The following is a 21,549-nucleotide window of genomic DNA, read 5'->3' as shown; positions in this document are numbered from 1 at the left end:
GGTTCCTCAGGCTCCCGTGCGTGGCCAGATGGCCAGCAGGGTGCGGTCGTCGTCGTACGTCTCCCGGGAGAAGTCGACGTGGTAGGCGAACTGCAGCGGTGGCAGCGGCCTCGCCAGCAGGCCCGCGAAGTAGCGGCCGACCTGGCCGGCGCCGTCGCCCAACGCGTCCCCGAACCCGTCGGTGCCGATCAGCAGCACCTCGTCGCGTCCGAGCTGCCCGCTACGCGGGCTGATCCGGGGCGTACGCGGCAGGGCGGTCACCGCCGACGAGACGACCGCGTCGCGGGTGTGCATCTTGCCGTCGAGGAGACTGCGGTACACGCTGTCGCGCAGCACCCAGGCGCCGGTGTCACCGACCTGGATGAGCGAGACGGTGGGGCCGTCCGGCAGGACCATGCCGGCGACCAGGGTGCTCGCCATCTCGTCCTCGGCGGCGACCGGGTCCGCCTCGGCCAGGCCGAGGAGCGTCCTGGTCTGCTCCACGAGCTGCCACGCCGCCTGCTGCACCACGTTCTGCCAGTCCACCGGGGCACCGGCGGCGAGGTCCGCGAGGATCTCCCGGACCGCCGCCCGACACACCAGCGCGGCACCGAGGTGCGAGTGCCGGGCAGCCGAGACCCCGTCGGCGACGGCGAACACGACCGCGCCGGTGGGCGGGTGCACCGCCACGGCGAGGTCGTCCTGGCGCGGCGTGCCGCGGTGGCGGTGCAGGTAGCCGCGGACCGAGGCGGCGCGCACGGTGAAGTCGCGGGTGGACCAGCCGTCCGCCACGGTGTCCGGCCGGTACGTCTGGTCCTCGGCGGGCCGGGGCTCGAAGTCGGCCGTCGGCGTGCCGAGCACCGCGGGCTGCCAGTGTGGCGAACGGGCCGGCGGCCGACGGCCGGCCCGGTCGACCGCCCGCTGCTCCGCCTGCGGGCGGGTCGGGCGCGGCGTCCCGGCCGGCTCGTACGGCTCCGTCTCCCGTGGTGGCCGCTGGTCGGTGCCGGCCTGCGGGCGGGCGGATCCCCGGGCTGGCGGATCACCGTCGTCGGGGTGCGCGCCGCCTCGTGGCGGTGTTGGGCTGTCCGATTCCGAGAACTGCACCGGCCGGCTGCCCGCCCGCGCCGGCCCCCGCTCCGGTCGGTAGTACGGCACCCCGTCGTCGCCGCGGTCGGTGCGCCGGTCGGGTTCGCGGTACGCCGGCTCGCGCAGCACGTGGTCGTCCGTCACCCGAGCCGGCCCCTCCTGCCGCCCCCGCCGCCACCTAGACAACATCGATCGCCATCCGGAACCCCTGCGGTCGCTCGACCACCAGCTCGGGCTGAGCCGACCCGAGCGACCGTCCCGACTCGACGATGCTCTTGGTCAGCGCGGTGCAGAACCGGGCGATGGAGGTGCCCACCTCGGTGCCGGCGTTCGCGATGAAGCCGTACTCGTCCCGGGTCGCCACCTGGCGGATGGTGGCCGCCTGCGCGTCGCCGATGCCGCAGGCGACGATGTTCGGCGCGCCCTTCGTGACGGTAGGGTCGGTGAGCTGCCGGTGCACCTCCATCCATCCCTGGTCGGTGGGCTGGCCGTCGCTGAGGAAGAACACGGCCGGGCGGTGAATCGTGAAGCCCTCCGCCTTAAGCGCGTCGACATCCGCCGGGATGCGCTGCCGCAGGTCGCCGAAGGCGGCGCCGTAACTGGTCCGGCCGCGCGGCCTGAGCTCCGGCATCTCCTCCGCGTATCGCAGGTCGGCCAGGCGGAGGTGCTCCAGAACGGTCTCCGAGAAGCCGAGCACCGAGAACCGCACCTTCGCCGCCGCCATCGGCTCGCCGAACAGTGCCTCGTGCAACGACCGCAGCCCCTCGTTGAGCTGGCCCATCACCTTGGTCATCGAACCGGACTCGTCCGCCATGACGTACACCGGCAGGAGATTTGCGCGGCCGCCGGACATGTTTACCTCGCTTTCCCCGGCCCACGGACCGGACGTAACGCTGTGCAGGGGCGATCAGACCAGTTCGCTGGCGATCCGGAAGCCGGCCGGCGGGGAGATGGTCAGCTCACCCGAGCCGTCGAGGAGAGCACGACCGGAGTTGATGACGCTCGCCGCCAGGGCCCGCCAGTACTGCGCGATGGCGGCGTGCACGTCGCTGTCGGGCACCATCACGAACCCGAACGTGGGCTCGGTGGCGATGGTGGCGATCAGCGCCGGCGGGGCCGCCCCGATGCCGCAGGCGACAACATTCGGCGCATACCGATGGGCGTTCCGGTCCACCAGCCGCTGGTACGGCCTGGTCCAGCTCTCACCGTCGCGGGGTGCGCTGCCGCTGAGGAAGAAGACGATCGGCCGGCGGACGTGAGGTTGCTGCGCCTTGAGCGCCTCGATGTCGTGGCCGATGTTGTCGAGCAGCGTCTCGAAGGCGTTGGCGTAGTTCGCCGGCCCGCGCGGGGTCAGCCAGGGCGACTGGCTGCCCGCGGTCACCACGTCCATCCGCAGCCGGCTGGCGACCTCGTCGGCAAAGCCGAGCACGGCCAGTCGGATCGCCGGCGTCACGTCGGCCGCCTGCACCAAGGCGTCGTGCAGGGTGTGCAGCCCATTGCTCAGGTCGCCGATCCAGGGCGCCACGTCGGCGGACTCGTCGACCATCACGTACACCGGTTGGACCCCGGCGGCGGGGGTCCAGACCCGGGTCTTCGGATCCTGTTCGAGGATGGTCGCGTTGGGCTTGGCCCGCCCACCCTCTGGTTCCCCCGCCGGCTCGGGGCCCGCCGAGCCGAGCACCGGCGGCTGGGTCCAGCCGGCCGACGTGGCCGACAGCCCGGCGGGCCGTACGTCGGTCGCGCCGAGACGCCGCATCGTATGCGCCAGCATGGGTTCCACGTCGGCGGCCAGGATGAGGTCCTTCTCGACCAGGAACCGGAACAGCTCTGTGGTCTGCTGGTTGTGCAGGTCCTGCCGCTGCAGCATCGCCTGCTCGTGGGCGGCGAACAGCTGCATCGCGGTCATCGTGTCCTGCGGGTTGCGGGCGAGGTGCAGGCGGATCAGCTCGGCCGGGTCGAGCGGCCGGTCCCCCAGCTCGCTCAGTTCGGTGCGGGCTGCCTGGATCCGGTGGTGCTGCTGCATCTGTTCGAGCTGGCCCTGGTGCATCGCCTGCTGGACGTGCACGTCGTGGCGGACCCGGTTGAGTTCCACCGCCCGGCCGGCCTCGACCTTCTCCCGCAGGTATCGGCTGGCCGCCTCGTCGGGCAGCAGCCGGGGCGAGAGGGAGAAGATGGTGATGCCCTCGGGCAGCGGCCAGCCGCCGCCGAACCGCTGGCGCAGGGCCTCCTCCGCCTGGGCCGACTGCTCGATGCCGAACGACCGGGTGATCGGGATGAACCGGTCGACGATCGCGCCGTAGACGATCGGCATGGCGTCGGTCACATTACGTCGGACGATCTCACGGGGCTCATGCACGCGGAATGCGACGTCGACGGTCGCCACGAAGAAGTGCACATCGCCGCGGGACGGCAGCGGAGTGCTGCGCAGCTCCGCCCGGCGACGGTGGTCGCCGGTGTCGACGTCGTAGCGGGTCCGGTACGGCGACAGCGCCTGCTGCGACCAGCGCATCGGTTTCCCGTCGAAGGTCGTCAGTTCGCCGGCGGCGGTCGCGTAGACCACCGCCCGGGACGGCGTGGTGGCCTTGGTGACGGTGAACGGCCCTCTGGTGACCGGGCTCACGTCGAGTATCAGTGGCAGTGGCGTGGTCACTGAGGGCTCCCTCCCGGAGCGAGCGCGGCCTCGACCGCGTAGGCCGTACGGGGATGTGGTTGCAGGTTGTCGACCGCCCGCCAGCCGGCGGCGAGCCGGCGGACCAGCTGCCGGGTCCGGTCGCTGCGGGCGGCCACGTCGGTCAGCATCCGGGCGAACGCGGTACGCACCCGGTGATCCGTCTCGGCCATCGCCGCCCAACCGATCAGGGCCTGTTCGGTGAGGTTGGAGAAGGTGCCGGCGTTCAACACGGCCTGCCACATGTTGACCAGCGCTCCCCGCAGCTGCGGGTGCTGGTCGGCCAGAAGCAGTAGGGTCGGCCAGGAGTTCGACGGGTGCGGACCGTCTACCGTCCCGGCCTCGGCCTCGGCCCGCAGCGACTTCGCCAGCCAGAGGAAGACGTACTGGCCGGCCACGTTGCGCCGGCGGTCGTTGAGCCAGCTGGAGATGCGGCTAAGCACCAGCGGCGCGTTACGCTCCTCGTCTTGCAGCAGCACGTCCGCCAGGCTGTCGCCGATGCCGTTGGCGATGCGGAAGTCGTCGATCGACGCCAGCCGGTCGAGAGCGGTGAGGGCGGCATGCGTGTCGAGCGGCCCGAGGCTCACTCCGTGAATCCGGGCGGCGGTCGCCTGGCCGACCGGCAGCGCGGAGTTGCCGTAGAGAGCGGCGACCACGTTCTCCACCAGAGGGCGCCACCGGGCGTCACCGGCGGGCACCCGGAGCGCGTACGCGACAACGTCGCGCAGCCAGTACCGCTGGTCGTCGAGGGCCATCGGGCGCAGCACCCGGGTGAAGACCGCCTCGAAGGCATAGGTGGCGAGCAGACCGAGCGCCGTGCCGGCCCAGACCCGCACCTCCTCCGAGCCCCGGTCGTCGGCCAGGTCCTGCAACCAGGTCAGCAGCTCGTCGTGAATCTGGTACTGCCGCCAGACGTGCTCCAGCACCATCTGGGCGTACCCATCGTCCACGTATTCCAGCACGTCAGCCTGGACGTTCCCCCACGGGCTGCGGATGTTGGTCTGCCGGGAGCGGGCCCGTAGCAGCCGTTCCCGCTCGCGCCGGGTCAGGCCGAACGGGTCGCGCCAGGGCGCCTGCCGGTCGTTGCCGCCGCCCTCCGGCGGGCCGTCCAGCCGCTCGGCCAGCCGCCGGGCCGCCCGCACGACCACCTCGTAGGGCAAGCCGTTCAGCACCGCCAGCGCGATGGCCAGGCAGCGGGACGGGACGTCCGGCAACCCGCCGAACCAGATGTCAAAGTCCTCCGTCAACCGGTCGGCCATCCGGGCCCGCAGGCGTGCCACGTCCACCGTGCCGCCGTCGATCTCCTGGCTGATCACCAGGGCGAGGTCCGCGGCGACCTTCAGCGGCGTACCCGTGACGAAGAGCTCCCGGGTGTACACCAGCAGTTCGGCGTCGGCGAGCAGCCGGGTGCTCAGCGCCTCCGCGTCGGCACGTTCCTGGGTGGCCCGCAGCCGCCAGGCGAGGTGGCGGGCGAGCACCTCGACGTGCTCCGGCGGATCCGCCAGGTCGACCACGAACTCCAGCAGGTCCTGGTCGGCGAGGGCCGCGTCGGCGCCGACGGTCAGCACCAGCCGGGCGTCGATCCGCTCGAGGACGACATGCAGCTGCTGCAGCATCCAGCCCCGGGTGGCGCCCCAGCCGGCCGGCTCGCAGAGCAGGAAGCCGGCTCCGCGCGGCAACGGGTTCTCCGACTCCCCGTCCAGCTCCAGCCAGTGCCCCAAGCGCTGCAGGTCGACGTTCTGGTCCAGGTTGAAGATGCGTCGGTCGGATGGGGACTGCAGCAGGCGGATGGCGGTGGCTGTCTTCCCCATGCCGCGCGCGCCGCGCAGGATCACGATCCGCTTCTCGGCACAGGCGCCGCGCATCTTCGACCACTCCGCCGGCGCCACGAAGGCGTGCCGGACCGGATTGGTCAGCATCGGCGACAACCGCTGCAACGGGGTCGGCTCGCGACCGCCGAGCATGACGACGTACTTGTCCCGGCCGACCTGGTCGCCGCCGATGACGAACTGGGAGGAGCGGCGCAGGTTCCGCTGCCGGCGTACCCCGTCTGTCACCGCCGACGGCGCCAGCGAGCGGTCCTGCGAGTCCAGCGTCGTCGGCGTCCGCAGCTCGGCGGCTGCATCCGGGGAGCCGGCCGGCGGCGCGGTGGCGGCCGGACCGTTGCCGTTCGGGGCGGCCGGAGCGCCCGCGCCGTCGCCCGGAGCGGGCCCGGCACCGGCCGCCGGCCCGGGCGGGGCGGGGCTGGCCGCCCCGCCCTGTGGCAGGCCGGCCGCGGGGGCGGTGGGCGGGGCGGCGGGTGTCGTCACGGCTCTCTCCGGCCCCACACGTGCTTGTCCCCGGCGACCTGGTCACCGGCGACCCGGACGTCGGAGTCGTGGAAGAAGAAGCCGCCGCTCTGCTCGACTCGCAGGGCCGGATCGGGCCCGGCGGCGTGCCGCGCTTTGGGCGACGCGGCACGCGCCCGCCGGTCGCCCGTTGGCATGCCGTCGGCCGACGCCTCGTCCGGCAGGCCCGGCGGGTACGGATAGCCCGGCACCTGGATCCAGACTCGTTCCTGCTGCAACTCCTTGACGTTCAACAAGGCCGGCCCGAAGGTCGACGAGTCGATGAAGCGGTAGTCGTGCCGCACCACCCCGCGGTAGATCTCGTCGGAGACGGCGAAGGCGAGTACGGCCGTCGGGGCGGCGGCCAGCGCGTCCCGCAGGACCTGCGCGTCAACGAGCCGGCTCGCCGTGTTGATCGCCGCACCGACCCAGCCGTTCGCGTCGCGCTGGCAGAGCCCGTGGTGCAGGGCGACCCGGAAGCGCATCGCGTGCGTCGCGCTGAAGATCTTCGCCTTTTCCCGCAGCCCCGCGTCCAGCGCCCGGACCAGCTCTCCGGCGAGCGCGACGATCGACGTGGAGGGCGGAAGCAGCATCAGGATGCCGTCACCGCGATCCTGCGGATGGACGTCGGCCCAGTTGAGGTGGGCGTCGGCGAAGGCGTTCCGGACGACGTCGTACATGGTGTCCCGCAGCGAGGACTGCACCGGGTTGCTCCGCCTGCCGAAACCTTCGATGTCCACCACCACGATCGAGTGCGGGGTGGGTGCAGCCATGGTCACTCCTCACGGTCCGTTTCCTAGCGCACGCTGCGTTACATGGTGGGCGGCGGCTTCCGCTGCGAGAAGGACATCTGGCGTAGAGGCACGCTCTTTCCACAGGCGGTTCCGCCGCGAATCCGCCTTCCCGTCGGCGCGAATCGCCGGCCCACCGATCACCGCATCCGGCAGGCCGATGGACCGCACATGCTAGCGACCGGTCGATGTGCAGAGCAGACAGAAACGCGACAACGAGACGTCCCTTCGGCGTACCGCCGCGACCGCCCACCGAGCAGCAGAGCGCGGGCTGCGTACGATGCGGGGCCGGACATGCCCCTCGTCGGGTGGAGGTAGTGACGGATGTCAGGCCAGCAGGACGGTGTCGCCCTCGGCGTGGACCTCGGCACCTCGAACACCGTGGCGGTGCTGCGCCGGCCGGACGGGACCACCCGGCCGCTGCTGGTGGACGGCCACCCGATCCTGCCGTCCGGCGTGTACTCCGACACCGCCGGCCACCTGCACGTCGGCCGGGACGCCCAGCGCCTGGCCCAGGCCGACCCGGCCGGCTACGAGCCGAACCCGAAGCGCCGGGTCGACGAGGAGACCGTCGAGCTGGGCGGTCGGGCGTACCGGCCGGCGGAACTGCTGGCCACGGCGCTGCGGGCGGTCGCGGACGCCGCGGTGGCCGCGGTCGGCCTGCTGCCCCCGGCGGTGGTGACGCATCCGGCGGCCTGGGACGCGCCCCGGCGGCAGGTGCTGCACGACGCGCTGGAACTCGCCGGCTGGCCGGCCGCGGCCGAGCACACGCTCGCCGGACCGATCGCGCCCGGCACCCGCCTGCTGCGCGAGCCGGTGGCCGCGGCCCGCTACTACACGCAGGTGCTGCGCCGACCGGTGCCGGTGGGCGGCGCGGTGGCGGTGTTCGACTTCGGCGGCGGCACGCTCGACGTGGCGGTGCTGCGCAACGAGGGCGCCGACCCGTGGGGCGACTCCGGGTTCCACCTGGTCGCCACCGGCGGGATCGCCGACCTGGGCGGCCTCGACCTGGACGCGGCGCTGCTCGGGCGGCTCGGCGAGCTGGTGCGCCCGGCCCACCCCCGGCAGTGGGCCCGGCTGACCGACCCGGCGACCACCGCCGACCGGCGGGACCGGCAGCAACTCTGGGACAACGTGCGCGGCGCCAAGGAGATGCTCTCCCGGGTCATGGCCGCGCCGGTGGCCGTGCCCGGGGTGGAGGCGGCCGTGTCGTTGACCCGGGCGGACTTCGAGCGTCTCGCCGCGCCGCTGCTCGCCCACGCGGTCGCCGAGACCCGGCAGGTGACCGCCGCCGCCGGGATCCGGCCCGAACAGCTCTCCGGCCTGTTCCTGGTCGGCGGCTCGACCCGGATTCCGCTGGTGGCCCGGCTGCTCCACGCCGAGCTGGGCATCGCGCCGACCGTGCTGGAACAGCCGGAACTACCGGTCGCCGAGGGGGCGCTGACCGACCTGCCGCTGCCCCGCCAGGGCCGGCCCGGAACCCGGCCGGCCCCGGTCGCGCCCGCGAGCCTCGCCGCCCCGGGCCCGCCGGCCGGTGGCGCGGTGGCGCCGGACTCGACAGTGGCCCACCCGACACCCGGCCCGACGAGGGAGGACCGGGCCGCGACCGCCGGCGCGGCGACCACCGTGGCCGGGCCGCCCGGCACGCTGGTCGCCGACCCGGCCGGCCCCACCCATCCGGGGTACGCCCCGATGGCGGCGCCGCCCGGTCACCACACGCCGGCGTACGCCGGGAGCGGCGGGTCCCCCGTGACGCCTCCCGGTCACGATGCGGCGGCGTACGCCGCTCCCGGCGTACCCCCGGGTTGGACGCCCGGGACGCCGGTCCCCGCCCCGGCGGACGGCGCGTCGCGCGGCGGCCGGCGGGGGCGTTGGCTCGCGCTGGGCGCCGCGCTCGCGGTGGTCGGGGTGGCGGCGGCGACGCTGTTCTGGGTGTTCCGGGACCGGCATCCGGCGCTGGACTTCCACCCGCCGACGCTGGTCGAGACCGTGGCCGCGGGCGACGAGCGACCGGGCGGGATGTTCACCGCGACGGTGGGCGACCGCGCCTACCTGGCCTGGTCGCTGCCCGACGACCGGCTCAACGTGGTGGCGGTGGACGCCGGGACCGGCCGGCGGGTCTGGGAGAAGCAGACCCGGGTGAGCGCCGAGCGGTGGGCGGGGATCCGGGCGCTGCCGGACGGGGTGGCCGTGGTGGCCGACGCGGCCGGCGCCAGCACGCCCCGAGCGTTCGTGGTGCTCGACGGTGACGCGGGCGACCAGCGGTGGGACATCAGCATCCAGGGCGACGACCAGATCTTCGTCGGCGCCGACACGGTGGTCCGGCTGGACCGCGCCGGCAACCGCCTGGTCGGCCTGCGGCTGGACGACGGCCGGCAGCGGTGGTCGAAGGACAACCCGCGCACCGAGTACGGCGACGCCCGGACCGTGGTGGTGCCGGTCGCCACCGGGGAGGCGCTCGACGGCGCGGCGTACCCGGACGGCTCGCCGCGTGCGCCGTGGGCCGGCGAGGCCGACCGGCTGGTCCAGGTGGGCGCGGACCGCTCGGTGCGGGTGGTGGCCATGGGCGACGGGAAGATCCTGCGCAGCCGGGGCAACGTGGCCGACCTGGACGACCCGGTGGCCGCCCGCGACGACCGGCTGTACGTGGCGGAGAGCGACCGCGGCCTGCGGCTGGTCTCCTACGACCTCGGCAGCCTCGGCACGCCGGCCGTGCGGTACGAGGCGACGGAACAGGACAGTCGGGCGCGGGCACTGGTCACCTGCGGCGAGCACCGCGCCTGCCTGTTGGAGGTGCCGAGCGCGGGCGCCGACGGCACCCGGGTGGTGGTCGTGGCCGACGGCGAGGACAGCCGGCGCTGGCCGGCCCCGCAGGCGGAGCGACTGGTTCCGCTCGGCGACCACCTGCTGGCCGCGCGGGACACGCCCCGGGACGCGGTGACGGTGTTCGCCCCGGACGGTAAGCCGGTGCTGCGCGACCGGGACGGCGTGGCGGTCCGGCTGGACGCCGGGAACCTGCTGCTCCTCGGCAAGGCGCCGAGCGGCTACGAGGACGACCTCGTGCTCGCCGGGCTGGCGGTGGACGGGAAGCCGGTCGAGATGGGCGAGGTGAAGCAGATCCGCAGCGAGTCGTGCTCCTGGAACACCGAGGTGCTGGTGTGCGGCGCGGAGAAGGAGTTCCGGCTGTACCGGTTCGCCGGCTGACCGAATCGACCCGCGCGCGACCCGCGCGACCCGCGCGACCGAAAGTGAGCTTGACAGTCGTCGATGCCTCGACTGGTCTGGACGTCAGTGAGATCGACGTCCGTCAGGAGGCACCTTGTTCGTCCGACGACGGTGGACCGCACTCGCCACCACCAGCATCCTGATCACCGCCGCCCTGTCCCACAGCGGTCCCGGCGTGGCCGCGCCGGCCGCACCCACGATCACCCTCGCCCCCGCCGAGACCGCGCTGGTCCGGGTACGCCTGGCCGACGAGGCGCAGCTCGCCCGCCTGGTCGCCGGCGGCGCCGACCTGGCCAACCGACCCCGCTCCCGCGACGGCCACCCGATCGCCGACCTCGTCCTCACCGGCCGGCAGCTCGCCGACCTCACCCGGCAGGGGGCGAGCGCGCTACAGGTGGTGCAGCGCGCCGACGACGGCGCCCGGCGGCTCGCCGAGAGCACCCGCGCCGCACAGGCCCGCACCCGGGCCGGGCTGCGCGCCGCCGACGGGACCGACACGCTCCAGGTCCTCCAGGCCTACTGGTGGACCACCGGCGGGCAGACGTTCCTCCAGGCCCAGGTGGCCACCACCGCCACCGACGACCCGGACGTGGAGATCACGGTGAGCTGGCGTACGGCCGACGGCGCCACCGGCTCGTTCCCGCTGTACCGCTTCGAGGACTCGGGTGAGTACCAGTACCACTACGCGCTGCCGCAGCCGGTGCCCGGCCGCCCGGTGCAGCTCACCGCCACCTCCAGCCTGGGCGGGACGAGCCGGCCGATCACGCCCGCGCGCTGGCCGAACGCCGCCCCGCCGCCGCAGCCGGCCGGCTATCAGAAGGACTTCATCGACGCCTATCTGACGCCTGTCGACATCAAGGCGCGGATCGCCCGGCTGGGCCGCCAGTACCGCGACCTGGTCGACGTCATCGACCTGCCGAACCGCACCCAGGGCTACCGCCGTACCGCCGCCGCGTACCTCGGCGACCCGGCCGCCGCCGCTGTGGTCGTGGAGTCGGTCCGCTTCGGCGACCAGGGCATGAACGGCGTGCAGGCGCGCACCGTCGACCCGGGCCGGCCCGGTCGTCCGCTGACCGTCCGCTACCGGGACCGGGTGCTCACGGTCTCCCTGGCCACCGACGCCGCCGGCAAGGTGACCAGCAGCACCGACGACGTCGCCGCCGTGATCAACGCGCGGCAGGGCACCCGCTTCCGGGCCACCGTGGAGGACGGCTCGGCCGGGCTGCCGATGCCGGTGGCCGGGCCGGTACGCCTCGACGACGGACTCCAGGGCACCGAGGTGCCGGCCCGCCCGTGGACCGTGCAGGCGCTGCGGATCGGCAAGCACCGGGACGGCTCCCGGGTCGGGGTGCTCGCGTACTCGCAGGAGCACGCCCGGGAGTGGGCGACGCCGCTGGTCACGCTGGAGTTCGCCGAACGGCTGCTGGCCAACGCCCGCACCGACGCGGCGACCCGGCAACTGCTGGAGCAGGTGGACGTGTTCGTGATCCCGACCGTGAACCCGGACGGCGCGAACTACTCGTTCCACGACTACAACCTCCAGCGCAAGAACCTGGTCAACCACTGCACCGGCGCCGCCCGCGACCCGAGGTACCGCACCAACTGGGGCGTGGACGTCAACCGCAACTACACGGTCGGTTCGCTCTTCGACGGCTACGTGGGCGCCAGCGCCAACTGCCTGTCCGGCAACTACGCCGGCACCGCAGAGCTGTCCGAGGCGGAGAGCCGCAACGTGATCGACCTGGCCCGGGCGCATCCGAACATCAAATTCGCGATGAACGTGCACTCCTACGGCGGCTACTTCATGTGGCCGCCCGGCGCGTACCGGGCGGACGGCCGGGTGACGCTGCCGCGTCCGTCGATCGACGAGTCGACGCTGTTCCTGGCCAGCGCGCGTCGCATCGTCGGCGCCATCGCCACCGAGCGCGGCACCGTCACCTGGCCGTCGCAGACCGGGCCGGTCGCCGACGTGCTCTACTCGGCGGCCGGCAACTCGGCCGACCAGCTCTACTACGAGCTGGGCATCTTCGCGTGGGACTTCGAGGTCGGCAACGACCGCTGGAACGCGGCCACCGGGCAGTGGGAGGGCGTCGGTTTCCAGCCGCCCTTCGACGAGGCGCACGGCGAGTCCCAGGAGTACGCCGGCGGCCTGGTGGAGCTGGTCCGGGTGGCCCGCGACTACGCGGCCCGGGCACGGTGAGCCGGCGGTCCCCGGCCGGCGCGTCGGCCGGGGACCGCGTCTGCCGCGCCGGCGGTGCCCTCAGCCCAACGGGCGACGGATGAACCGGGCGGGGCCGGGTAATGCGACAGCCGTCCTGGTGGAGTGACGGCCGGCGTCGCGGCGTACCGCGACCGGAGCCGGGGCGGGCGGCAGCACGCCGCCCGCCCGCGGCGAGCGGCCGCGAATGTAGTTGATCAAGAGAGCGGCATCCACTAGCGTGCGCGCACGTGAAATCGATGCGCATTTTCCCAGTCGTGCTGGCCTGCGTCGCGGTCACGGCGCTCGGCGCCTGCGGCGGCCAGGACACCTCGACGAACGCCGACGCCGCGGCGACCCCCACCGCGCCGGCCCCGTCCGCCTCCACCCCCTCCCCCGCGGCGTCCTCACCGGCCGCCGTGACCACCGTCAGCGACAGGGAACTCTGCGCGTCCGCGAAGAAGACCAGCGACGAGATGAAGGCGAAGCTGGTCACCGCCATGCAGTCCGGCGGCGACACGAACACCCAGATCGCGAAGATCATGACCGAGCTGGGCCAGAAGGTCAGCGCGCTGACCAGGACCGCGGGTGACGGCGAGGCGGCCACCGCCCTGCGCCGGTTCAGCGTCGAGGTCACCAAGGCCGCGGCGGCGCCGGACCCGGCCACCGCCGCCGACAACCCCGCCATGGCCAAGGCCGGCGAGGACTTCAACGCGGCCTGCAAGGCGGCCGGGGTCACCACCGTCTTCTGAACCGTACCGATGCGCGGGCGGCGGCAACCGGAGTCGGCCCGCCCGCGCGTCCGGACGTCAGTTGCCGGTGACCCAGTTCCAGGCCGAGACCACCCACTCGGTCTGCTGGAGGTAGGCCACCCCGACGCCGGCCAGGAACAGCGCGGTGATCATGTGCGCGCCTCGCGCGCTGCGGCGTACCCGGCCGAGCTGCCGCTCCAGGATCAGCCGGCCGAGCAGCCGGGCCAGCGCGAACAGGCCGACCGCGGTGAGCAGGCTGAGCACGAACGTGAGCAGCGGGGCGACCAGGTTGCCCCGGCCGGAGATCGCCCAGATGCCCCAGCAGACGAACGCGAACAGGGTGCCGGCCGCGCTCCACTCCCCGCCCCGGCGGGCCTGGGCGAGATGCCAGCTCATCGACCGGCGCGGCGCCGGCGCGTCGGCCCAGTCGTCGGACCCCCCGTGCTCGACGGTGGGGAACTGCTCGGTCCGGGGCGTACGCGGCCGGCCGACCGCCGCCACCCCGCGCTGGAACGCGTCCCGCTGGGAGGGCACCACCCCCGGCTGGGGCGGCACCTCCACGGTGCGCTCCGCCCACGGCTGTGTCTGGTCCGCCATGTTTCGTCCTCCCCCTCGACCGACGTCCGCCTCCGTTGTCGAGGGTAGCCACCCGGCAAATAGGGTGCCGACCCCGGCGGTGATCGGGTACACACAGGCGATGACCGACGCGGTGGTGCCCCGGGCCGACGACTTCGACGAGATCGCCGCGTTGCTGGCGCTCTCCTTCCACGGCGACCTCGACCCCGAGGTGCAGGAGGTCGAGCGCCCGATCTTCGAGCCGGAACGCGCCCTGCTGGTCCGCGACGGCGGGACGGCGGTCGCGCACGCCGCCGCGTTCAGCCGCGACCTGGCCGTACCGGGCGGCAGCGTGCCGGCCGCGCACGTGACCATGGTGGCGGTCGCCCCGACGCATCGCCGACGCGGCCTGCTCACCGGGCTGATGCGGCGGCAGTTGCGCGAGATCCGCGACGCCGGCCGGGAGCCGGTCGCGGTGCTGTGGGCGAGCGAGGGCCGCATCTACCCCCGGTTCGGCTACGGCTCGGCGGCGCAGCGGCTGATGCTGAGCGCGGACACCACCGGGCTGCGGCTGCCCGCTCCGACGCCCGCCGAGGGCACGCTGCGCCTGGACCGGCCGGCCCCGCACGCCGACGAGCTGGCCCGGCTGTACGAGCGGGCGCGCGCCGACCGCCCCGGCTGGTCCCGGCGGGACGAGCGCTGGTGGGCGTACGTGCTGGCGGATGCGAAGGGGCGACGGGGCGGTGCCACCGAACGTCGGGTGCTGCTGCACGACGGCCCGGACGGGCTCGACGGGTACGCGCTCTACCGGACGAAGGAGGGCTGGACCGGCGACGTCCCCCGGGGCGAGGTGCAGGTCGGCGAGGTGGTGGCCGTCACGCCGGAGGCGTCAGTGGCACTGTGGCGGCTGCTGCTCTCCGTCGACCTGACCCGGCGGCTGTCGTTCCCCACCGCCGCCGTGGACGAGCCGCTGCTGCGCCTGGTGGACGAGCCACGTCAGCTCGCCCCGCAGCTCGCCGACGCGCTCTGGGTACGGGTGGTGGACGTGCCGGCCGCGCTCGCCGCCCGCCGGTACGCCACCGACGTGGACGTGGTGATCGAGGTGACCGACGAGCTGCTGCCGGAGAACACCGGCCGGTGGCGGCTGGTCGGCGGGCCGGCCGGCGCCGAGTGCACGGCCACCACCGCCCCGGCCGGGCTGGCCTGCGACGTCCGTGCGCTCGGCGAACTCCATCTGGGCGGCACCACGCCGGCCGCGCTGGCCGCCGCCGGCCGTGTCCGCGAGCTGCTCCCGGACACCCTCACCGCCACCACCCCCGCCTTCACCTGGCACCGCGCCCCGTCCCCCATGGAGGTCTTCTGACCCCTGCCCTCCCCCGCCCCCTGGCCCCGGCCACGCCTCGGCGATCATGAAGTTGACGGTGCGGCGCGTCCGGATCGTCCCGGCCACCTTCATGATCGCCCGACGGGGACGACGGGCGGGTGGGCGGCGGGGCAGGGCGGTACGGTCGGGGGATGGGTGAGGCGGAACGGCGGCGGCGGCGACTGCGGCATCACGGCGGGGCGATCGAGCCGCCGGTGGCCGAGGAGACGAGCGCGAGCACGGCGGGGGTCGACGACGACGTCGCACCCCGGCCGCCGCGCAGCCCTCGACGCGCCGAGCCGGAATCGTCGGACGACGACTCCAGGTCGCCCCGCGGCGCCCGACGCGCCGAACTGGAATCGTCGGACGACGACTCCAGGTCGCCCCGCGGCGCCCGACGCGCCGAGCCGGAATCGTCGGACGACGGCTCCAGGTCGCCGCGCGGCGCCCGACGCGCCGAGCTGGAGTCGTCGGAGCCTCGGGCACGGCGCGGCACCCCGTCCGCCGACGAGGGTGAACGGGGGCTACGCGGCCTCGTCGGTTCGGGGTCGTCGCAGGTGAGCGTCACCGCCGCACTGCGGGCCCGGGACGCCGCCCGCCCCAGCGAGGACGACCTCGCCGAGGCCGAGGCGCGGGTGGTGCTGGTACGCCGTAACTGGGTGCCCCGCGAGGACCTGCCGCGCGGCGGACGCTGACCACCACGCCGGGCACCGAGCGCGCCGGCGGAGCCTGCGCCGAAGGCAGCGAACGGCCGAGCCTGCGCCGGCAGTCGGCCGAGCCCGGGCCGTACCGGCGCGGCCGGACGCGTCAGGCCGGCAGCTCGGGCAGCCGGCGGCTCTGCTCGTAGTCGGCCACCTGGGCGATGCGCCGGCTGTGCCGGGGGTTGCCGGAGAACGCCGTGGTCAGGAACGCCTCGACCAGGGCGGTTGCCTCGTCCAGCGTGTGCTGCCGGGCGCCGATGGCGATGACGTTGGCGTCGTTGTGCTCCCGGGACAGCTGGGCGGTGTCGATGTTCCAGGCGAGCGCCGCCCGGACGCCGGCCACCTTGTTCGCGGCGATCTGCTCGCCGTTGCCGGAGCCGCCGATCACCACGCCGAGGCTGCCCGGGTCGCCGACCACCCGGTCGCCGGTGTGCAGGCAGAACGCCGGGTAGTCGTCGTCCGGGTCGAAGGCGTGCGGACCCACGTCCACCACCTCGTAGCCCTGCTTGGCCAGGTGGTTGGCCAGGTGCACCTTCAGCTCGAAACCGGCGTGGTCGGATCCCAGATAGACGCGCATACCGCGCAGTCTGACAGGCCCGCCTCCGGGCCGACGCGCGGGCGGCGACCCGGAGGCGGATTCGTCACACGGGGTGCTCAGCGGGGCAGTTCGGCGACCACCAGGCCGGCCCGCGCCTTCGGGGTGAACCAGGTGCTCTTGCGCGGCATCTTCTCGCGGGCCAGGTTGACCGCGACGAAGTCGTCCACGGTCACCGGCGCCACCAGGACGGCCAGCTCGGCCCGGCCGGCGTCGACCTCGCCGGTGAGCCAGCTCGCCGGGTAGTCGCCGCCCACGTACGTGATCCGCTTGTCGCCCGGGTCGAGGCCCAGCGCGTCGCGCAGCAGCAGCCGCTCGACAAGCGCGTGGTCGAGGTTCTCCAGCCGGCCGGCGCCAACGTGCGGCAGCGTCACCGCGTACCCCCGGCCGGCGAGGTGCAGGTGCACGGCGCCGCCGGTGGCCGGGACGCCGACCGGGCCGTCGGTGGGGGTGACCTCGGCGCCGGCGGCGCGGAGCCGGTCGAGCAGCTCGTCCGGGGTGGTGGTCAGCTCGCTGACCAGCCGGTTGTAGGGCTGGATGGCGACCGACGCGGGCGTGGTGATCACCGAGAGGAAGCGCGGGAACCCGCCGGTCTGTGCCGCCAGGCTGCGGTGGTTGCCGTCCGCGACCACCAGCTCGCCGCCGCCGGCCAGCGCGGTCAGCTCGTCCTGGACGGGGCCGGGGCCGACCAGCCAGATCGCGTGCGTCCGGCCGGACTGGTCGACGTCGGTCGCGGCGGGCGCGCCGGCCGTCTCGGTCGCTGCCGCGAGCGCCGCGTGCAGCTCGTCGCCGCGCCCCGTCTGGAGCAGGAGTACGGGTGAGAGCAGGTGGCCGACGGCCTCGGCCAGCGCGACGCGCTCCCGCACCTTGGCGATGAACACGTCCTCGTTGCGGATCACCAGGCCCGGCTCGTCGGCGCGGGTGGAGATCTGGTCGGTGTCGACCATGGCCCACAGCCCGTACGCGTTCTCCTCCCCCGGCGCGCTGATCCGGTAGAGCACCACCACCTGCTCGGCCGGGGTGTAACTGCCGTCCGCCTTGGCCTCGGCGAGGCGGGACACCGCGTCCGGGAGCGCGTCGAGGAAGGACTTCCCCAGGCTGCCCGGCGCCCGGTGGGGCATCTCGATGCCCAGGGCACTGTGCGGATTCGCCTCGACGATGGCGGTGATCTCCGCGTCGTCGGCGAATTCGTCGTAGTTCTGCGCGCCGGTGCCGCCAGTGGTGATCCAGGCCCGGGCGATCGGATGCACGACCGTCATGCCCGCTGACGCTACCCGCGCCCCCACCGCCCCCGCCGCCGGACTCGCCCCCTTCCACCAGGTGAAAGGAGGGGGCCCTTCTTAACGCCTCCGGTAGAGGCGGGGCCCCCTTTTAACAGCCGGCGCTCACGCGACGGGGTCGCGGTGGCGGCCGGGACCGGCCGGGCGACGGGGCGGCGCGGACGGGCGGGGACCGGCGTTGAGGCGTACCGTCGTCGCCCCGCCGGCGGACCTGCTCGGGGCGCGGCCGGGCTCGACCGGCGGGGTCATCCGCGAGGTGGCCACCACCCGCGCCACACCGACCACGATCGGCGGGGCCAGCAGGTCGGCCAGCTCGGCCGCACCGGCCGGCCAGTCGCCCTCGACCACCGACCAGTACGTCGCACCGGAGTCCTCGGCCACCGGCAGCGGCGCGTCGTCGGACATGCGGCGGTGCTTACCCATGGGTACGCCTCCAGGAGCTGCCGTGGCGCGGCGTCCATCGGGCCGCCGGCTGGGACACCCGGTGAAACGAGCCCCGCACCGGCCCGGTGACGGGCGGGTGCGGGGCTCGGCGCGGTGTTAAGCGGGGCCCCCTCCTCTACCGGAGGCGTTAACAGGGGGCCCCGCCTTACACCTCAGTCGAAGATGGGGCCCTGGGTGCGGGTGCGCTTCAGCTCGTAGAAGCCGGGGGTGGCGGAGACCAGCAGCACGCCGTCCCAGAGCCGGCCGGCCGCCTCGCCCTTCGGCGCCGGCGTGATCACCGGTCCGAAGAACGCGACCTGGCCGCCGTCCGGGCCGGGCGCGTGGACCACCGGCGTGCCCACCTCGGTGCCGACCGGCCGCATGCCGGCCTCGTGGCTGGCCCGCAGCGCGTCGTCGTACTGCGTCGACTCGGCGGCGTCGGCGAGTGCCGGGTCCAGCCCGACGTCGGTGAGCGCGCCGACCAGCATGTCCCGGCCCAGTTCCTCCTTGCCGAGGTGGATCCGGGTGCCCATGGCGGTGTAGAGCTTCGCCAGCGCCTCGGCGCCGTGCGCCTGCTCGACGGCGATGCACACCCGTACCGGGCCCCAGCCCCTGCGCATCATGTCCTGGTATTCCTCGGGCAGCTCCCGGCCCTCGTTGAGCACGGACAGGCTCATCACGTGGAACCGGATGTCCACGTCCCGGACCTGCTCGACCTCCAGCAACCAGCGGGAGGTGATCCACGCCCACGGGCAGAGCGGGTCGAACCACATGTCCGCGGTGACACGTTCGGTCACGGTGTCGTCCCTTCACGTCTTTCCCGCGCCGGAGTCCCGGCGCCTTCACCCTCCGATCCTCACCCCGCGCCGCATCGACCGGTACCGGAATGAGAGCGTGACCTCGGCCACCGAATGCGGTGCGTGCATGGAAGACTCGGTTTCCGACCGCCCGTCACGAGCGGGCCGGGGAGGCCGGTGCCGCGGGACGCGGCGAGACGAGTGGGATGGAGACGAACAGTGCCGGGAGTGCGCAACCTGACCCAGGTCGAGGCGACCGAGCGGGCCCGCCTGCTCGAGGTGACCGGGTACGACATCAGCCTTGACCTGTCGACCGCCGTGCAGCCCACCGGTCGCACGTTCCGCTCGGTGACCGAGGTCCGGTTCCGCTGCGCCGAGCCGGGAGCGACCACGTTCATCGAGGCGGCCGCCGACTCGGTGCGGTCGGCCACGCTGAACGGCGAGCCGGTCGACCTGTCCGACTGGTCCGCCGAGAAGGGCCTCACGCTGACCGGCCTGGCCGCCGAGAACGTCCTCGTGGTCGACGCCGACTTCGCCTACTCGAACAGCGGGCAGGGCCTGCACCGCACGGTCGACCCGGTCGACGGCGAGACCTACCTCTACAGCCAGTTCGAGACCGCCGACGCGCAGAAGGTCTTCGCCTGCTTCGACCAGCCCGACCTGAAGAGCGTCTACACCTGGCACGCCACCGTCCCGGACCACTGGAAGGTCGTGTCGAACATGCCGGTGGCCCGCGAGGAGGCCGCCGACGAGGGCATGAAGACGCTGCACTTCGCCGTCTCCGAGCGGATGAGCACCTACATCACCGCGCTGTGCGCGGGGCCCTACCACGAGGTGCGGCACACCCACGACGGCATCGACATGGGCTACTTCTGCCGGGCCAGCATGGCCCCGCACCTGGACGCCGACGACCTGCACCTGATCACCACGCAGGGCTTCGACTTCTTCCAGGAGAAGTTCGGCGTGCGCTACCCGCTGCCCAAGTACGACCAGCTCTGGGTGCCGGACTTCAACGCCGGCGCGATGGAGAACTTCGGCTGCGTCACGCACGCCGAGTCGCACTACATCTTCCGCTCGCAGGTCACCGACTTCGAGTACGAGCAGCGGGCCAACACGATCCTGCACGAGCTGGCCCACATGTGGTTCGGTGACCTGGTCACCATGCGCTGGTGGAACGACCTCTGGCTGAACGAGTCGTTCGCCGAGTGGGCCAGCCACTGGTGCAACACCCACGCCACCCGCTTCACCGACGCCTGGACGACGTTCCTGTCCATCCGCAAGAACTGGGGCTACCGGCAGGACCAGCTCTCCTCCACCCACCCGGTCTACTGCGAGATGCCGGACCTGGAGGCCGTCGAGGTCAACTTCGACGGCATCACGTACGCCAAGGGCGCCAGCGTGCTCAAGCAGCTCGTCGCGTACGTGGGCGAGGAGCCGTTCCTGGCCGGCCTGCGGGCCTACTTCGGCAAGCACGCCTGGGGCAACGCCACCTTCGACGACCTGCTCTCCGAGCTGGAGGCGGCCTCCGGCCGCGAGCTGCGCAAGTTCGCCGCCCAGTGGCTGGAGACCGCCCAGGTCAACACGCTGCGCCCGGAGGTGACGATCGGCGCCGACGGCGCGTACCAGCGGGTGGTGGTGCGGCAGGAGGCACCGGCCGGGCACCCGACGCTGCGGACGCACCGGATCGGGGTGGGTCTCTACGACCTGACCGACGGTCGGCTGGCCCGGCGCGAGCTGGTCGAGGTGGACGTGACCGGCGAGCTGACCGAGCTGTCCGCGCTGCACGGCAAGCCCGCCGCCGACGTGCTGCTGCTCAACGACGAGGACCTCACCTACACCAAGCTGCGGCTGGACGAAGGGTCCATGTCGACGGTGGTGCAGCACATCGGCGGCTTCGACTCGTCGCTGGCCCGGGCGCTGTGCTGGACGGCCGCCTGGGACATGACCCGCGACGCCGAGCTGTCGGCCCGTGACTACGTGGCGCTGGTGCTGGCCGGGCTGACCGCCGAGAACGACATCAACCTGGTGACCGCCACGCTGCGGCAGGCGACCACCGCGCTCACCTTCTACGCCGACCCGGAGTGGGCGCCGACCGGCTGGGCCGACCTGGCCCGTACCGCGCGGACCGCACTGGCCGCGGCCGAGCCGGGCAGTGGTTTCCAGCTCGCCTGGGCGCGGGCGTACGCCTCCGCGGCCCGCTCCGGCGAGGACCTGGCGACGCTGCGCGGCTGGCTGGACGGCAGCGGGGTGCCGGACGGGCTGACCGTCGACACCGAGCTGCGCTGGACGGTGCTCCAGTCACTGGTCGCCAACGGCGCGGCCGGGGCCGCCGACGTGGACGCCGAGCTGGCTGGCGACCGCACCGCCAGCGGCGAGCGGGAGGCCGCGTACGCGCACGCGCTGGTGCCGACCGAGGCGAACAAGGCCGCGGTGTGGGCGCAGCTCACCGGCCCAGACGCGCTGCCCAACTGGCGCAACCGGGCGCTGTTGCAGGGCTTCACCCACCCGGCGCAGGTGGAACTGACCGCGCCCTACCGGGAGCGCTACTTCGCCACCGTCGACCAGGTGTGGGCGCAGCGGGACAGCGAGCCGGCGCAGGAGTTCGTGCAGCTCGCCTACCCGTCGTACCTGGTCGACGAGGAGACCGTCGCGGCCACCGACGCGTGGCTGGCCCGCGACGGCCAGCCGGCGTCGCTGCGCCGCCTGGTGGCCGAGGGGCGCGACGGCGTGGTCCGCGCGCTGAAGGCCCGCGAGCGGGACGCCCGCAGCGCCTGAGCAAGGGGTACGACGGCCGGGGCCGGCGTGGGTGG

16 protein-coding genes are annotated in these 21,549 nt (G+C 73.9%); 6 read left to right on the top strand and 10 right to left on the bottom strand.

The features are described from left to right. Positions 1 to 6 precede the first annotated feature (6 nt). Genes ACH495_RS29100 through ACH495_RS29080 form a run of 5 tightly spaced genes read right to left on the bottom strand, consistent with a single transcriptional unit; the run spans position 7 to position 6,833 of the window. On the bottom strand, positions 7 to 1,209 hold the full coding sequence (locus ACH495_RS29100; RefSeq protein WP_396860897.1) for a protein phosphatase 2C domain-containing protein: 1,203 nt from the start codon (positions 1,207 to 1,209) through the stop codon (positions 7 to 9). Positions 1,210 to 1,243: 34 nt separating this feature from the next. Further along, on the bottom strand, positions 1,244 to 1,918 hold the full coding sequence (locus ACH495_RS29095; protein ID WP_396860896.1) for a hypothetical protein: 675 nt from the start codon (positions 1,916 to 1,918) through the stop codon (positions 1,244 to 1,246). Positions 1,919 to 1,972: 54 nt separating this feature from the next. Further along, a complete protein-coding gene (locus tag ACH495_RS29090) occupies positions 1,973 to 3,715 on the bottom strand; it encodes a hypothetical protein (RefSeq protein WP_396860895.1) in 1,743 nt (580 codons plus the stop codon). Next, positions 3,712 to 6,042: a hypothetical protein gene (locus ACH495_RS29085; RefSeq protein WP_396860894.1), complete on the bottom strand. Its 2,331-nt coding sequence runs from the start codon at positions 6,040 to 6,042 to the stop codon at positions 3,712 to 3,714. The genes ACH495_RS29090 and ACH495_RS29085 overlap by 4 nt, the downstream gene beginning before the upstream one ends. Then, positions 6,039 to 6,833 carry a hypothetical protein gene (locus ACH495_RS29080; protein ID WP_396860893.1) on the bottom strand — a complete coding sequence of 265 codons (795 nt, stop codon included), beginning with the start codon at positions 6,831 to 6,833 and terminating at the stop codon, positions 6,039 to 6,041. Before ACH495_RS29080 ends, ACH495_RS29085 begins: the two co-directional genes overlap by 4 nt. Before the next feature lie 342 nt (positions 6,834 to 7,175). Between ACH495_RS29080 and ACH495_RS29075 the strand changes: the two genes are divergently transcribed. The 3 genes from ACH495_RS29075 (at position 7,176) to ACH495_RS29065 (ending at position 13,025) form a co-directional block, all read left to right on the top strand. After that, complete coding sequence (locus ACH495_RS29075) at positions 7,176 to 10,055, top strand: Hsp70 family protein (RefSeq protein ID WP_396860892.1); 2,880 nt, start codon at positions 7,176 to 7,178, stop codon at positions 10,053 to 10,055. Positions 10,056 to 10,170: 115 nt separating this feature from the next. Then, positions 10,171 to 12,276: a M14 family zinc carboxypeptidase gene (locus tag ACH495_RS29070; RefSeq protein ID WP_396860891.1), complete on the top strand. Its 2,106-nt coding sequence runs from the start codon at positions 10,171 to 10,173 to the stop codon at positions 12,274 to 12,276. A gap of 257 nt (positions 12,277 to 12,533) precedes the next feature. Next, a complete protein-coding gene (locus ACH495_RS29065; protein WP_396860890.1) occupies positions 12,534 to 13,025 on the top strand; it encodes a hypothetical protein in 492 nt (163 codons plus the stop codon). Between the two features lie 57 nt (positions 13,026 to 13,082). Here ACH495_RS29065 and ACH495_RS29060 read toward each other — a convergent pair whose 3' ends face one another. Next, on the bottom strand, positions 13,083 to 13,622 hold the full coding sequence (locus ACH495_RS29060; RefSeq protein WP_396860889.1) for a hypothetical protein: 540 nt from the start codon (positions 13,620 to 13,622) through the stop codon (positions 13,083 to 13,085). 100 nt (positions 13,623 to 13,722) lie between these two features. Between ACH495_RS29060 and ACH495_RS29055 the strand changes: the two genes are divergently transcribed. Then, positions 13,723 to 14,943 carry a GNAT family N-acetyltransferase gene (locus tag ACH495_RS29055; protein ID WP_396860918.1) on the top strand — a complete coding sequence of 407 codons (1,221 nt, stop codon included), beginning with the start codon at positions 13,723 to 13,725 and terminating at the stop codon, positions 14,941 to 14,943. 353 nt (positions 14,944 to 15,296) lie between these two features. Beyond that, a complete protein-coding gene (locus ACH495_RS29050; RefSeq protein WP_396860917.1) occupies positions 15,297 to 15,638 on the top strand; it encodes a hypothetical protein in 342 nt (113 codons plus the stop codon). Positions 15,639 to 15,750: 112 nt separating this feature from the next. Here ACH495_RS29050 and ACH495_RS29045 read toward each other — a convergent pair whose 3' ends face one another. The 4 genes from ACH495_RS29045 to ACH495_RS29030 all read right to left on the bottom strand — a co-directional run bounded on the left by ACH495_RS29045 (position 15,751) and on the right by ACH495_RS29030 (position 18,739). Continuing rightward, positions 15,751 to 16,221 carry a ribose-5-phosphate isomerase gene (locus tag ACH495_RS29045; RefSeq protein WP_343445543.1) on the bottom strand — a complete coding sequence of 157 codons (471 nt, stop codon included), beginning with the start codon at positions 16,219 to 16,221 and terminating at the stop codon, positions 15,751 to 15,753. A 77-nt stretch (positions 16,222 to 16,298) separates the two neighbouring features. Next, a complete protein-coding gene (locus tag ACH495_RS29040; RefSeq protein ID WP_396860888.1) occupies positions 16,299 to 17,498 on the bottom strand; it encodes a DUF1015 family protein in 1,200 nt (399 codons plus the stop codon). Between the two features lie 126 nt (positions 17,499 to 17,624). Next, positions 17,625 to 17,924 carry a hypothetical protein gene (locus ACH495_RS29035; protein WP_396860887.1) on the bottom strand — a complete coding sequence of 100 codons (300 nt, stop codon included), beginning with the start codon at positions 17,922 to 17,924 and terminating at the stop codon, positions 17,625 to 17,627. Positions 17,925 to 18,115: 191 nt separating this feature from the next. After that, a complete protein-coding gene (locus ACH495_RS29030) occupies positions 18,116 to 18,739 on the bottom strand; it encodes a disulfide bond formation protein DsbA (RefSeq protein WP_396860886.1) in 624 nt (207 codons plus the stop codon). Between the two features lie 228 nt (positions 18,740 to 18,967). Between ACH495_RS29030 and pepN the strand changes: the two genes are divergently transcribed. After that, positions 18,968 to 21,514 carry an aminopeptidase N gene (pepN, locus tag ACH495_RS29025; protein ID WP_396860885.1) on the top strand — a complete coding sequence of 849 codons (2,547 nt, stop codon included), beginning with the start codon at positions 18,968 to 18,970 and terminating at the stop codon, positions 21,512 to 21,514. The last annotated feature ends 35 nt before the right edge of the window (positions 21,515 to 21,549 follow it).

Source organism: Micromonospora sp. NPDC018662 (assembly GCF_044391475.1).
In the GTDB taxonomy this organism is placed as follows: Bacteria; Actinomycetota; Actinomycetes; order Mycobacteriales; family Micromonosporaceae; genus Micromonospora.
This window is presented reverse-complemented; position numbering and strand designations above follow the sequence as displayed.

What these genes read in the sequence shown, in the direction of transcription:
- ACH495_RS29095 (WP_396860896.1), bottom strand. Translation starts at nt 1,918, where the DNA reads ATGTCCGGCGGCCGCGCAAATCTCCTGCCGGTGTACGTCATGGCGGAC.
- ACH495_RS29080 (WP_396860893.1), bottom strand. Translation starts at nt 6,833, where the DNA reads ATGGCTGCACCCACCCCGCACTCGATCGTGGTGGTGGACATCGAAGGT.
- ACH495_RS29075 (WP_396860892.1), top strand. Translation starts at nt 7,176, where the DNA reads ATGTCAGGCCAGCAGGACGGTGTCGCCCTCGGCGTGGACCTCGGCACC.
- ACH495_RS29065 (WP_396860890.1), top strand. Translation starts at nt 12,534, where the DNA reads ATGCGCATTTTCCCAGTCGTGCTGGCCTGCGTCGCGGTCACGGCGCTC.
- ACH495_RS29060 (WP_396860889.1), bottom strand. Translation starts at nt 13,622, where the DNA reads ATGGCGGACCAGACACAGCCGTGGGCGGAGCGCACCGTGGAGGTGCCG.
- ACH495_RS29055 (WP_396860918.1), top strand. Translation starts at nt 13,723, where the DNA reads ATGACCGACGCGGTGGTGCCCCGGGCCGACGACTTCGACGAGATCGCC.
- ACH495_RS29045 (WP_343445543.1), bottom strand. Translation starts at nt 16,221, where the DNA reads ATGCGCGTCTATCTGGGATCCGACCACGCCGGTTTCGAGCTGAAGGTG.
- ACH495_RS29040 (WP_396860888.1), bottom strand. Translation starts at nt 17,498, where the DNA reads ATGACGGTCGTGCATCCGATCGCCCGGGCCTGGATCACCACTGGCGGC.
- ACH495_RS29035 (WP_396860887.1), bottom strand. Translation starts at nt 17,924, where the DNA reads ATGTCCGACGACGCGCCGCTGCCGGTGGCCGAGGACTCCGGTGCGACG.